11 protein-coding genes and 1 tRNA gene are annotated in these 13340 nt (G+C 70.5%); 10 read left to right on the top strand and 2 right to left on the bottom strand.

The genetic code is table 11. From position 1 onward, the window contains the following. Positions 1 to 33: 33 nt before the first annotated feature. The 4 genes from SZ60_RS09475 (at position 34) to SZ60_RS09460 (ending at position 5230) form a co-directional block, all read left to right on the top strand. On the top strand, positions 34 to 2922 hold the full coding sequence (locus SZ60_RS09475; RefSeq protein WP_043595507.1) for a UPF0182 family protein: 2889 nt from the start codon (positions 34 to 36) through the stop codon (positions 2920 to 2922). Between the two features lie 139 nt (positions 2923 to 3061). Continuing rightward, positions 3062 to 3135, top strand: a tRNA-Met gene (locus SZ60_RS09470). A 101-nt stretch (positions 3136 to 3236) separates the two neighbouring features. Then, positions 3237 to 4331, top strand: coding sequence for a glycerate kinase (locus tag SZ60_RS09465; RefSeq protein WP_043595430.1), 1095 nt, complete (start codon positions 3237 to 3239; stop codon positions 4329 to 4331). Further along, positions 4328 to 5230: a carbon-nitrogen hydrolase family protein gene (locus SZ60_RS09460; RefSeq protein WP_043595506.1), complete on the top strand. Its 903-nt coding sequence runs from the start codon at positions 4328 to 4330 to the stop codon at positions 5228 to 5230. The genes SZ60_RS09465 and SZ60_RS09460 overlap by 4 nt, the downstream gene beginning before the upstream one ends. Here the strand turns inward: SZ60_RS09460 and SZ60_RS09455 are convergent. After that, positions 5216 to 6415 carry an aminotransferase class I/II-fold pyridoxal phosphate-dependent enzyme gene (locus SZ60_RS09455; RefSeq protein ID WP_043595428.1) on the bottom strand — a complete coding sequence of 400 codons (1200 nt, stop codon included), beginning with the start codon at positions 6413 to 6415 and terminating at the stop codon, positions 5216 to 5218. The genes SZ60_RS09460 and SZ60_RS09455 overlap by 15 nt on opposite strands. A gap of 144 nt (positions 6416 to 6559) precedes the next feature. On the opposite strand from SZ60_RS09455, the gene SZ60_RS09450 reads away from it, so the two are divergent. The 6 genes from SZ60_RS09450 (at position 6560) to SZ60_RS09425 (ending at position 12977) form a co-directional block, all read left to right on the top strand. Next, entirely contained in the window at positions 6560 to 8323 is a 1764-nt protein-coding gene (locus tag SZ60_RS09450; protein WP_052505284.1) for a S1C family serine protease, read from the top strand. A 149-nt stretch (positions 8324 to 8472) separates the two neighbouring features. Continuing rightward, on the top strand, positions 8473 to 9516 hold the full coding sequence (locus tag SZ60_RS09445) for a glycosyltransferase family 2 protein (protein WP_043595427.1): 1044 nt from the start codon (positions 8473 to 8475) through the stop codon (positions 9514 to 9516). Positions 9517 to 9522: 6 nt separating this feature from the next. Further along, positions 9523 to 10329, top strand: a complete 807-nt coding sequence (locus SZ60_RS09440) for a CDP-alcohol phosphatidyltransferase family protein (RefSeq protein ID WP_043595425.1) — start codon at positions 9523 to 9525, stop codon at positions 10327 to 10329. Continuing rightward, the gene (locus SZ60_RS09435) at positions 10326 to 11213 is read left to right on the top strand and encodes a glycosyltransferase family 2 protein (RefSeq protein ID WP_043595423.1); all 888 of its coding nucleotides are present in this window, start codon (positions 10326 to 10328) and stop codon (positions 11211 to 11213) included. The genes SZ60_RS09440 and SZ60_RS09435 overlap by 4 nt, the downstream gene beginning before the upstream one ends. 53 nt (positions 11214 to 11266) lie before the next feature. After that, on the top strand, positions 11267 to 12571 hold the full coding sequence (locus SZ60_RS09430) for a CDP-glycerol glycerophosphotransferase family protein (RefSeq protein WP_043595422.1): 1305 nt from the start codon (positions 11267 to 11269) through the stop codon (positions 12569 to 12571). 100 nt (positions 12572 to 12671) lie between these two features. Further along, positions 12672 to 12977 carry a helix-turn-helix domain-containing protein gene (locus SZ60_RS09425; protein ID WP_043595421.1) on the top strand — a complete coding sequence of 102 codons (306 nt, stop codon included), beginning with the start codon at positions 12672 to 12674 and terminating at the stop codon, positions 12975 to 12977. A gap of 39 nt (positions 12978 to 13016) precedes the next feature. Here SZ60_RS09425 and SZ60_RS09420 read toward each other — a convergent pair whose 3' ends face one another. Continuing rightward, positions 13017 to 13298, bottom strand: coding sequence for a hypothetical protein (locus tag SZ60_RS09420; RefSeq protein WP_052505283.1), 282 nt, complete (start codon positions 13296 to 13298; stop codon positions 13017 to 13019). Positions 13299 to 13340 lie beyond the last annotated feature (42 nt).

Genomic DNA, 13340 nt, shown 5'->3' with positions numbered 1-13340 from the left:
CGAACCGCACGACGCTCGCCCCGATTGCCCGTCTTGGTCACGGTGGCCGTCCTCGCCGCCCTGGTCATCGCCTTCTTCATCTTCTCGTCGCTGCTGACGGACTACCTCTGGTACCAGCAGCTCGGGTTCACGGGGGTGCTGACGACGCAGTGGATCGCACGCCTCGTGATGTTCGCGGTGGGCTTCGTGGCCATGGCGGTGCCGGTCTACGTCAGCATCGAAGTGGCTTTTCGGTTCCGCCCCGTGTACGCCAAGTTGAACTCGCAGCTCGATCGCTACCAGCAGGTCATCGAGCCCCTTCGACGTGCCGTCGTCATCGGCGTCCCCGCCGTGCTCGGCCTCTTCGCCGGCATCGCCACGTCGACGCAGTGGCAGACCGTCCTCGAGTGGATCAACCGCACCCCCTTCGGGCGGACCGACGCGCAGTTCGGGCTCGACATCGGGTTCTACGTCTTCGAGCTGCCGCTCTACCAGGCAGCGGTCGGCTTCGCCTCGGCCGTCGTCCTCATCGCCGGCATCGCCGCCGTCGCGACCAGCTACCTCTACGGGGCCCTGCGCTTCACCGGGCGCGAGGTGCGCATCTCCAAGATCGCGCGCATCCAGCTGGCCGTCACCGCCGCCGTCTACCTCCTGCTGCAGGGCGTCAGCCTCTGGCTCGACCAGTACGCGACGCTCTCCGACGGCACCAACAAGTTGCTCACGGGTGCCACGTACACCGACGTCAACGCGGGCATCCCCGGCAAGCAGATCCTCGCCGGGATCGCCGTCGTCGTCGCGATCCTGTTCATCGTGACCTCGATCGTCGGGCGCTGGCGCCTGCCGGTGATCGGCACGGCCGCGCTCATCATCATCAGCATCATCGTCGGTGGCATCTACCCCTGGATCGTCCAGCGGTTCACGGTGGAGCCCAGCGAACGGACGGTCGAGTCGCCGTACATCGAGCGCAACATCCAGGCGACGCGTGAGGCCTACGGCGTGGCCGACGTCGAGGAGCAGACCTACGACGCCAAGTCCGACGCCGAGGCCGGGGCCCTGGCCGGCGATGCCGTCACCACCGCCAACATCCGCATCATCGACCCCGCGCTCGTGACCGACGCCTTCGCCCAGCTCCAGCAGTACCGCCAGTACTACAGCTTCCCCGAGCAGCTCGCGGTCGACCGGTACACGATCGACGGCAACGTGCAAGACACGGTCATCGCCGTGCGCGAGCTGAACACCTCGCAGCTCGGCAACTCGGCGACCCCCTACAACACGACCTTCGTCTACACCCACGGCTACGGCGTGGTGGCGGCGTACGGCAACCAGCGGTCCGCGGACGGCCAGCCCGTCTTCCTCGAGTCCGGCATCCCCGTGACGGGCGCCCTCGGCGACGCCGGGGACTACGAGCCGCGGATCTACTTCGGCCAGGAGTCGCCGACCTACTCGATCGTGGGTGGCGACGGCGGCAACGACATCGAGCTCGACTACCCGTCGGGCAGCAACGACAACGGCACGAACGAGACGACGACCTTCGAGGGCAACGGTGGGCCCAAGCTCGACAACGTCTTCAAGAAGCTCATCTACGCCATCAAGTTCCAGTCCGAGCAGATCTTCCTGTCGGACGCCGTGAACGACCAGTCGCAGATCCTCTACGACCGCGACCCCACCGAACGCGTCCAGAAGGTGGCTCCCTACCTCACGATCGACAGCGCGCCGTACCCCTCCGTCGTCGACGGCAAGGTCGTCTGGATCGTCGACGGATACACGACGACGAACGAGTACCCGTACTCGAAGCCGCAGGCGTTGTCGGACGCGATCGCCGACACGTACAACGACCGCCCGGTGTACGCGTCGAACAACATCAACTACATCCGCAACTCGGTGAAGGCCACGGTCGACGCCTACGACGGTTCGGTCAAGCTCTACGCGTGGGACACCAGCGACCCGATCCTGCAGACGTACGACAAGATCTTCCCGTCGACGTTGTCACCCCTGAGCGACATGTCCGCCGAGCTGCTCCAGCACGTGCGCTACCCGCAGGACATGTTCAAGGTGCAGCGGGCGATCCTCGGGACCTACCACGTGACGGACGCCGACTCGTTCTACTCGAGCGACGACGCGTGGGTCACGCCGAACGAACCGACGAGCAACGCGCAGAACCCGCCGTTGCAGCCTCCGTACTACCTGACGCTGCAGTTGCCCGACCAAGACCCGGCGTTCTCGATCTACTCGACGTACATCCCGCAGCAGTCCGGTGAGAACGCCCGCAACGTGTTGACGGGCTACTTGGCGGCGAACGCCGATGCCGGGTCGACGCCGGGCGAGATCTCGTCGGACTACGGCAAGCTCACGTTGCTGGCCCTGCCACGCACCGACACGTTGCCCGGCCCCGGGCAGGTGCAGAACAACTTCAACACCGACACCGCCGTGGCGAACCAACTCGCACTGCTCACCCGGGGTGACACGAGCGTCGTTCGAGGCAACCTGCTGACCCTGCCGGTCGGTGGCGGTCTGCTCTACGTGCAGCCGATCTACGTGAAGTCGAACTCCGAGACGTCGTACCCCGTCCTGCAGCGCATCCTGGTGTCGTTCGGCGACAAGATCGCCTTCGAGGACACCCTCGACGGCGCCCTCGACTCGCTCTTCGGTGGCAACTCGGGTGCGACGGCCGGAGACAACGGCGTACCGACCACGGGTGAGGGCACCGACGGCACCGGAACCGGCACGGACTCCGGCGACGGGGCGACGGACGGGGGAGCGGCGACGCCTGACACCGGGTCGGGCACCGACAACGCGGCGCTCGACCAGGCCCTGGCCGACGCACAGCAGGCTCTGACGGACCGCGCCGCGGCCTACGCCGAGAACAACTTGGTGGCGGCGGCGGAGGCCGACACGCGCCTCCAGACGGCCCTCGAGGACGCAGTCGCAGCCAGCGGTCAGTAGTCACGCGACAGGCACGACGACGAACCCCCTTCCGGCACGCCGGGAGGGGGTTCGTCGTCAAGGGGGCGCGAGGTGGTGGTCGCCTCCGGGGGCTCGATTGGACGGCGTCCGAATGCCGTGCTAGTGTTTCTTCTTGTGCCGCGGGGTGGAGCAGTTCGGTAGCTCGCTGGGCTCATAACCCAGAGGTCGTAGGTTCAAATCCTGCCCCCGCAACAAGAAAGAAGAAAGCCCCGGTCATCGACCGGGGCTTTCTTCGTGTGGTCACGCCTCGGCCTGCTCTGTGCCGCCGGGGCGGATCATGCCAAGGTTGAGGCATGTCGAGACTCCGGGTGGTCCTCGCCCCCGATGCGTTCAAAGGCAGCCTGGACGCGTCCGAGGCTGCGGCCGCCCTCGCCGCAGGGTGGTCCCGGTCACGACCCGACGACGAGATCGTCGCGCTGCCCCTCGCCGACGGCGGAGAAGGCACCCTCGATGCATTCGAGCGGGCCGTCCCCGGAAGCATCCGCCACGAGGTCGTCGTCGACGGCCCCGACGGCCGTCCCGTCGATGCCCCCTGGCTGGCGTTGCCCGACGGCACGGCCGTCGTCGAACTCGCCTCGTCCTGTGGACTCGGCCTCTTGACGTCACCCGCGCCGCACGACGCCACCACCCGCGGCCTGGGTGACGTCATCCGCGCGGCCGTCGACGCCGGCGCCGTGCGGTTGCTCGTCGGCCTCGGGGGCAGCGGGTCGACGGACGGGGGAGCAGGTGCTCTGACGGCCCTCGGTGCTCGGATCGTCGATTCCCTGGGCGAGCCCGTCGGTCCGGGCAACCACGGTCTCACCACGGCTGCCCGGGTCGATCTCTCGGGTCTGATCGCCCTCCCACCGGACGGCGTGGTGTTGCTGGTCGACGTCGACAGCCCCTTGCTCGGACCCAGGGGAGCAGCTGCCGTGTTCGGGCCGCAGAAGGGAGCCTCGGCCGACGACGTCCTCGCGCTCGAACGGGGTCTCGAGCGTTTCGCGAGCCTCGTCGACGTCGATCCCCTGACCGCCGGTGCGGGGGCCGCGGGCGGAACGGGCTTCGGTCTGCTCGCCTGGGGTGCCCGTCTGCAGCTCGGGGCCGTCGCCGTCGCCGAGGCCGTCCGCCTCTCCGAAGCCCTGGCCCTGGGGGACGTCGTCGTCACCGGAGAAGGGCGTTTCGACGGTCAGACCGCCGCCGGCAAGACCGTGTCGCTCGTGCGGCGGATGGCCGACGCGGCCGGAGTCCCGGTCGTCCTCGTCGCCGGTTCCGTCGAAGCCCCCGACGACGGTTTCGCCGACGTCGTGTCGACCACGGAACTGGCGGGCGACGTCCTCGAGTCGACGACCCGCGCCTCCTTCTGGCTGGGCGAGGCGGCCGCGCTGGCGGCCGGGCGGTGGGCACGATGAGCACCGGCAGCACCGGCAGCACCGGCAGCACCGGCAGCACCGGCAGCGCGTCCGACGTCGTCGTCGCAGTGGTCCAGACCGCTCCCGGTGACGACCCGGAGCGCAACCTGCGGACGATCACGGACCTCGCCGAGGAGGCGGCTCGACGGGGCGCGCGGGTGGCCGTCTTCCCCGAGTACTCGTCGTACTTCTCGGCCGAACTGGGGCCGTCGTACCTCGAGGCCGCGGAGTCCACGGACGGGCCGTTCGTCAGCCATCTGACCGGACTGGCGGATCGTCTCGGCCTCGTGCTCGTCGCCGGTCTGGTCGCCGTCTCGCCCGATCCGGCGCGGTTCGAGAACCTGCTCGTGGCCGTGGCGCCCGATCGGGGCGTCGTCGCCACCTATTCGAAGCAGCACCTCTACGACGCGTTCGGCGGGCAGGAGTCCCGGTGGATCGTGCCGGGCCCGTTGGCCGTCGCCGCGACCTTCGAGGTCGGCGGGCTCGTCTTCGGCCTGCAGACCTGCTACGACCTGCGGTTCCCCGAGGTCACCCGGACGCTCGTCGACGCCGGGGCCGACGTGGTCCTCATGCCGGCCGAGTGGGTGCGCGGACCGCTCAAGCAGCACCACTGGACGACCCTGCTGACGGCCCGGGCACTCGAGAACACCGTGTACGTCGCCGCGGCGGACCACGCACCCCCCGTCGGCGTCGGCTGCAGCACGATCGTCGATCCGACGGGCGTGGCTCTCGCCTCGGTCGGCGACGAGGTCGACGTCATGGCGCTCGGCAGGGTCTCGGCCGACCGGATCGCTGCCGTGCGCCGGACGAACCCGTCGCTGGCCCTGCGTCGGTACGACGTGGTCCCGCGCCGTCGGGACGACGTTCCGCCCGCGGGGAGTGGCTCAGACCGAGAGTGACGCGAGCTGGGCCGAGGCCTGCTCGAGCACCTCGATGCGCTTGCAGAAGGCGAACCGAATGAGGGATGACTGCTCCGCGGCGAGCACCGGGTGGCAGAAGGCGCTGATCGGCAGCCCGACGACGCCGGCCAGCTCGGGGAGCCGCCGGCACAGGTCGGAGGCGTCGTCGAAGCCCAGGGGAGCGGCGTCGGCGACCACGAAGTACGACCCGTGGCTCGCCCGCACGGCGAACCCGGCACGAAGCAGCCCGTCGGACAGGACGTCGCGTTTGTGGGCCAGTGTGCGTGCGACGCCCTCGAAGTAAACGTCGGGGAGTCCGAGCCCGACGGCGATCGCGGGCTGGAAGACCGAGCCGTTCACGAAGGTCAGGTACTGCTTGACGGCCACGATCCGGTCGACGAGGTCCGCCGGACCGGTCAGCCAACCGATCTTCCACCCGGTCGTGTTGAAGGTCTTGCCGCCCGACGAGATGCTGATCGTCCGGGCCGCCGCGCCGGGCAGGGTGGCGAACGGCACGTGGACCGCACCGTCGAAGAGCAGGTGCTCGTAGACCTCGTCGGTGACGACGAGCGCGTCGTGCTCGACGGCGAGCTCGAGCAGGAGGCGCCGGGTCGCGTCGTCGAGGACGCTGCCCGTGGGATTGTGCGGATCGTTCAGAACGACGAGCCGGGTGCGCGGTCCGAAGGCCCGGCGCAGTTCGTCCGGGTCGACCGTCGAGTCCGGCCCGCGGAGCGGCACGGTGACGTGGACGCCGCCCGCGAGCCCGATGACGGCCCCGTACGCGTCGTAGAACGGTTCGAGCGTCACCACCTCGTCGCCCCGGTCGACGAACGCCAGGATCGTCGCCGCGAGCGCCTCGGTCGCCCCCGCGGTCACGAGCACCTCGCGCCGCGGATCGACGTCGAGGCCGTAGAACCGCCGCTGGTGGGAGGCGACCGCCTCGAGCAGGACGGGCATGCCCCGGCCCGGCGGGTACTGGTTGAGGCCGGCGCGCAGGGCCTCGTGCGCCGCTTCGAGGACCTCGACCGGGCCGTCCTCGTCCGGGAAGCCCTGCCCGAGGTTGATGCTGTCGGTGGCTGTCGCGAGGGCCGACATCTCGGCGAAGATCGTCGGAGCGAGTCGGCCCGCGGCGTCGAGGAGCATCGCGCCGCTCGCCGCGCGCTGCCAGGGTGCTGGAGGAGTCATGATCCCGTCACCGTATCTCCGCGGGACGGGTGCCGGGGTGGCCCTGTCCAGCCGCCGCATAAGCTGGGTGCAGTCCGCTCACAGGCTCGCCGTATGATCCGCCCAGCTTGGGCGACCAGGCTGTCAGGGCTTGGAAGGAGCACCATGACCGACACCCCCCGCCACGACGACATCGACGACGGCGCCCCGCGCACGCCCGAGGGCACCGCCGACGGTTCGCAGAGCGTTCCGGGTGAGGACCGGAGCGCACGCGACGGGGCCCAGCCCACGACGCCGTACCCGGCCGACCAGGGCGTCACCTACGGTGCTCCGCCGCTCCCCGGCAGCACCCCGCAGGCCGGGGCCTTCGGGTCCGGGCCCGAGAAGGCGCGGCACGACCAGGCCCACGACCCGAGTCAACCCCACCCCGGCTCGCATCAGCAGCCGTCGTCGTACCAGCAGCCCGGCTCGTACCAGCAGCCTGCTCCGCATCAGCAATCCGCATCTCACCAAGAGCCCGGCTCGTACCAGCAGCCGGGTCCCTACCCGCAGTCAGGGTCGTACCAGCACGGTGACTCCTACCAGCAGCCAGGGTCGTACCAGCAGGGCGACCCCTACCGACAGGCAGGGGCGCACCAGCAGGGCGACCCTTACCAGCAGTCGACCTCCGACCCGTCGGCGTTCGCCTACGACACCACGAACTCGTACGCCGCGGCGGGGTGGCAGGCGCCCGCCCAGAAGCCGAAGAAGAGCCGACGTGGTGTGGGCTCCGTGGCCGCGGCCCTCCTGGTCGGCGTCCTCGTGGGCGGCGCGGCGGGCGGTGGCGTCGCCGCGGTGCTCTCCCGCGACTCGGGGGCCGGGGTCTCGGCGACCGGTGAGTCCCGCGACCTGACGGTGAACGACTACGACGACGCGACGGTCGTCACGGCGGTCGCGGCGAAGGCGACGAAGTCGGTCGTCACGATCAACGTGACCGCGGGCGAGTCCGGCGGCACCGGCTCGGGCGTCATCCTGAGCGACGACGGGTACATCGTCACGAACACGCACGTCGTCACCCTGGACGGGGCCAGCGCGTCGGGCACCGTCACCGTCACGCTCAGCGACGGCAGCATCCTGCCGGCCGAGGTCGTGGGGCTCGACCCCACGGTCGACCTCGCCGTGCTGAAGGTCGACGCGACGGGGCTCACCCCGATCGACTTCGCCGACTCGTCGAAGCTGAACGTCGGCGACACGGCCGTGGCCATCGGAGCACCGCTCGGCCTGTCGAACACGGTGACCGACGGCATCGTCTCGACCCTGAACCGCAGCATCACCGTGCAGTCCTCGGCAGCGCCGACCGACGGCAGCGACGAGGGCCAGCAGAACGACAACAACGGCCAGGGGCCCTTCTCTTTCAACAACGGTGACGGCTCCACGCAGAACCAGGCCAGCTCGGTCATCTCGCTGCCGGTCATCCAGACCGACGCGTCGATCAACCCGGGCAACTCCGGTGGTGCGCTGCTCAACTCGCAGGGCGAGCTGATCGGCCTCAACGTCGCCATCGCCAGTTCGGGGGAGTCGTCCGGCAGCATCGGCGTCGGGTTCTCGGTGCCGTCGAACCTCGTGCAGCGGGTCGCCAAAGAGATCATGGCGAACGGCAAGGCGAGCCACGGCCTCCTCGGTGCCAGCGTGAACGACGCCACGAGCGACGCGGCGGCCACCCGGGTCGGTGCCCTCATCGTCCAGCTCAGCCCCGGTGGCGCGGCCCAGAACGCCGGCCTGCGACAGGGCGACGTCGTGACCGAGTTCAACGGCGTGCCGATCAGCGACCGCACCGACCTCACGGCGCAGGTCAGGTTCCTGGCCGGTGGCGCGACGGCCGACCTGACCTACGTCCGGGACGGGACGACCGACACGACGAAGGTCACCCTCGACACCTTGACCAGCTGACGGTCCGCCCCGGTCGGTAAGGCGGGGGTCGGGACGCGACGGCGTCCCGGCCCCCGTTCGGGTGTTGCTAAGCTCGCCACGATCCCTGCGGCCGTCCGCAGTCCCGACCCGCGCCTCCCCGGCGCTCACCAGCCCGAGGAACGCGATCCATGCAAGCAGGCGACGCCACCCGACCCGGGGTCTCGTACGTCATGCCCGTCCTCAACGAGGAGCGTGACATCCGGGCGGCGGTCGAGAGCCTGCTGGTCCAGGACTACGAGGGCCCGTTCGAGGTGATCCTGGCCCTCGGCCCGAGCGTCGACCGCACGAACGAGGTCGTGGCCGAGATGGCGGCGGCCGACCCCCGGGTCCGGAGCATCCCCAACCCCGTCGGCTCGACCCCGGCCGGCCTCAACGTGGCCATCCGCGCCTCGGTCCACCCGATCACGGTGCGCGTCGACGCCCATTCGGTGCTGCCGAGCGACTACACGCGCATCGCGGTCGAGACCCTCGAGCGCAGTGGGGCCGACAACGTGGGCGGCATCATGGCCGCCGTCGGGCGCACCCCCTTCGAGAAGGCCGTGGCCCGGGCCTACGGCAGCAGGGTCGGCCTCGGGGGTACGCCGCACCACGTCGGCGGTGCCGAGGGCCCGACCGACACGGCCTACCTGGGCGTCTTCCTGCGACACCGACTGCTCGAGGTCGGGCTCTTCGACGAGGGCGTCAAGCGCGGCCAGGACTGGGAGCTCAACCGGCGGCTCCGGGCCACGGGCGGGACGGTCTGGTTCACGCCCCGGCTCGTGGTCACCTACCGACCTCGCCCGAGCCTGCGCAAACTGGCCCGACAGTTCGTCGCCACCGGGCTGTGGCGGGGCGAACTGGCCCGGCGGTTCCCGAAGGCGAACACGGTGCGGTACCTGGTGCCGCCCGTCATGGTGCTCGGGGTGGCCCTCGGCCTCGTGGTCGGGTTGGTCGGCGTGGTCGGACTCGCGCTCGGCAGCCCGCTCGGGTGGGCCACGCTCGCCCTCGTCGTGCCCGGTGTGTACGTCGTCTTCGTCCTCGCGGCCGCACTGCTCGCCGCCCGCGGCGACGACCTCCGCACCCGCCTCTGGTTTCTCGTAGTCTTGCCTTCCATCCACTTCGGGTGGGGCGTCGGCTTCGTGCTCGGCTTCCTCGACCTCACGAAGAACATCACCGCCCAGACCGGAAGGTAGCCGCCGATGACCGCGCTGCCCACGAGACCGAGTTCGATCGCCGAGCTGCGACGCGTCGCCCAGCCGCCCGAGGTGCGCAGTCGCGCGAACGCCGAGCACTGGACGGCCTCGTTGTACCTGCGCGACGTCTCGCCCTACCTGACCTGGTGGCTGCTCAAGACGAGCGTCTCGGCGAACGGCGTGACCGGGCTGATGATCCTCGTCGGCTGGTGCACCGCCCTGTCGCTGCTCGTGCCGGGCATCACCGGCGCGTTGCTCGCCCTCGTGCTGGGCCAACTGCAGATGCTCGTCGACTGCTGTGACGGCGAGGTCGCCCGCTGGCGGGGCACCAGTTCGCCGGCCGGGGTCTTCCTCGACAAGGTCGGCCATTACTCGACCGAGGCCCTCATCCCGATCGTGTTGGGCATCCGCGCCGCCGGATTCCCGTTCGAGACGCCGGGTGACTTCCTCTGGACGACCGCGGGCTTCGCCCTCGCCCTCGTGATCGTGCTCAACAAGGCCCTCAACGACATGGTCCACGTCGCCCGTGCGAACGCGGGTCTCGACCGGCTCGAAGACAAACGAGGAGGCGCGACGCAGCCGAGCGGGCGCCTCCTGTCCCGACTGCGCAGCGCCGCGCGGTTCGTGCCGTTCCACCGGCTGTACCACTCGGTCGAGCTGACCATGCTCGTCTTCCTCGCGGCGCTCGTCGGCCTCGTCGTCGGAGGCGTCACCGCCGACCGCGTCCTGCTCGTCGCCCTGCTCCCGCTGTCGGTGCTGGCGCTGGTCGGCCACTTCGTCGCGATCATGGCGTCGAAGCGGGTGCGCTCCTGAGCGAGGCCCTGCCCCGGGTCGGAGTCGTGAGCCTGACCCAGGGGCGTCGCCCGGACGACCTGCGTCGGGGGCTCGCTTCGCTGTCGGCCCAGCGCGACGTCGCACTCGACGTCGTCTGCGTGGTCAACGGACGCGACGCCGCGAGCCCGGAGGTCGAGGTGCCCACCGGGGTCCGCCTGCTCGAGCTCGCCGAGAACGTGGGCATCCCCGCCGGCCGCAACCGGGGGGCCGAAGCCGTCGCGGGCGAGTGGATCTTCTTCCTCGACGACGACGCGAGCCTGCCCTCCGACCGGTTCCTCGCGGACGCCGTCGCGTTGTTGCGGGCCCGACCCGAGATCGGGCTCCTTCAGCCACGGGTCGTGGACCCCGACGGCGCCGCCAATCCGCGGCGATGGACGCCTCGCCTGCGCAAGGGCGACCCTCGCCGGTCGAGCGACGTCTTCTCGGTCTGGGAAGGGGCGACCCTGCTGCCCCGCGACGTCTTCGACGCCTGTGCCGGCTGGGGCGAGCCGTACTTCTACGCACACGAGGGCATCGAGCTGGCGTGGCGGGTCTGGGCCCAGGGCAGGCGCACCTGGTACGAGGGCTCGCTCGTGGCGAACCATCCGGCCATCGACCCGGCGCGTCACGCCGAGTACTACCGGCTGAACGCGCGCAACCGGGTCTGGTTGGCCAAGCGCAACCTCCCGTGGCCGCTCGTCCCCGTCTACGTCGCGTCCTGGACGGCGGTCCAGCTGCTGCGCTGGGCACGCACCCCGCAGCGCCTGCGGCCGTGGTTCGCGGGCTGGGCGGAGGGGTGGCGAGAGGCGCCGGGCGGTCGACGGTCCATCGGTTGGGTAACGGTCCTCCGCATGTCCAGGGCCGGTCGACCTCCGGTCCTCTAGGCTTTCCGGGGTCCGGCGCCGATCGGGGTGACGGACCGACCCGAGGAGGGCATGTGCCGCTGACCCGAGACCTGGGGCTCGCCTGGAGCCTGGCCCGCCGGGCCGTCCGATCGCGCAGCAGTCGACGTCGGCTCGAGCGCGACCCACGGGCGGCGGCGACGCCCGCTCCGGGCACCGTCCGCGTCGCCGTGTACTTCGCCGACACGACCGTGAACATGTACCAGATCCGACAGTGGTACGCCCCGCTCGCCCGCCTGGCCGAGACCTTCCCCGTCGCCGTCGTCGTCCGCTCGCCGGGCACGATGGTCACCATGCTCGACGAGAGCCCGGTGCCGCTCGTCTACGCCCGCAAGGTGGCCGACCTCGAGGACTTCGTCGCCGCTCAACCCCTCGCCATGACCCTCTACGTCAACCAGAACGCGAAGAACTTCCAGATGATGCGGTACGGCCGCATGTGGCACGTCTTCGTCAACCACGGCGAGAGCGACAAGATGTACATGACGACGAACCAGTTCAAGGCGTACGACTACGCCTTCGTCGCGGGCGACGCCGCGAAGGACCGACTCGCCGCCAAGCTCTGGGACTACGACCTCGACAAGCGCGCCGTGCCCATCGGTCGGCCCCAGGTCGACCACTTCTCGGGTGAGGTGCCCTACCCCGACGACGACCGTCTGGTCGTGCTCTACGCCCCCACCTGGGAGGGCGACCGTCCTGCGGCCGCCTACGGGTCGATCGCCACGCACGGCCTCGCCCTCGTCAGGGCCCTGCTGGCCTCGGGGCGTCACCGGGTCGTCTACAGGGCACACCCGCGCAGCGGTGTGCTCGACCCCGGGTACCGGCGAGCCCACGAGGCGATCATCCGGGCACTGGCCGAGGCCAACACTCGTGATCCCGATGCTCATCACATCCACGACGAGGGGCCCGAACTCGGTTGGCAACTGGCCGCGGCGGACGTCGCCGTGACCGACATCTCGGCGATGGTCTACGACCGCCTCGCGACGGGCCGACCCCTCGTCGTGACCCGTCCGGTGGCCGTCGAGGCCGACGTCGACGAGTCGGGATACCTCGGGGACGCCGAGTGGTTGACGGCCGACGGCGCGGGCGACATCGTTTCTCTCGTCGACAGGGTCGTCGACGATCCGGAGGCGCGGAGCCGTCTCGATCACTGGGTACGGCGTCACTTCGGCGACACGTCGCCCGGGGCGGCCACGCGTCGGTTCGAGAACGCGGTGGCGGACCTCGTGCGGCTGCGTGACGACTACGCCGCACGTCGACCGTCGTTCGTCGAACCACGCTCGGCCGGTGCGGCCGACGACGCCGAGCAGGAGGCCAGCGACGCGGAGGCGACGGACCTCTGACCCCGGCGACGGGGCACGGAAAGCTTCTCAACGCTGAGGCATTCATGTCCCGGTGCTGAGGACTCTGGATCTCAGACGCTGAGCAGCGTATCCATGAGGCATGCCTGAACCGACGTCCGCCGCCGCCCGCCAGTTCGGAGAGCGCATCCGCGACGAGCGCCTGCGGCTCGGCCTGAGCCAGGACGAGGTGGCCCACCTCGCGGGCATGAACGTGTCGAACTACGGAAAGATCGAGCGTGGCATCGGGAACCCCGTGCTGCACACGATCGTCCGGCTCGCCGTGGTGCTGGGGGTCGACCCGGCCGTGCTGGTCACCGGCCTCGGGGTCGATCACCTGCCGCCCCTCCTGGAGGCCTTCACGGCCGCGGACTACGTCGCTGAGAGACGGGCTCGGCTCACTAGCTGACGCGGCCCCCCACCCGGCAGGACTCGTCCACCCCGGAGGTCAGAAGCTGAACCGCCAGAGGTACTCGTCGCCGTCGGGCCGGAACCACCGCACGACGGCGATCGCGCTGCGGGCCAGTTCGACACCCAGCACACAGAGGTCGACCGAGTCGCCGGGGTCGAGCCGGGTGGTCGCGACGGGGACGAGCAGCCCCGTGCCGACGAGGGTGACCCGGACGCCGGTCACGGTCTCGGGGGAGTCGTTGAGCAATCGGTAGACGCGGGGTGCGCGGGAGCGGTCGAGGGTGAAGGGGACGGTGTAGGCGAGGGACGTCGACGTCATGTCGTCGACCCTAGGAGCGGCCGCCGAGGGTCGTCTCGAGTC

The organism is Frigoribacterium sp. MEB024, from assembly GCF_000878135.1.
Taxonomy (GTDB): Bacteria; Actinomycetota; Actinomycetes; order Actinomycetales; family Microbacteriaceae; genus Frigoribacterium.
This window is presented reverse-complemented; position numbering and strand designations above follow the sequence as displayed.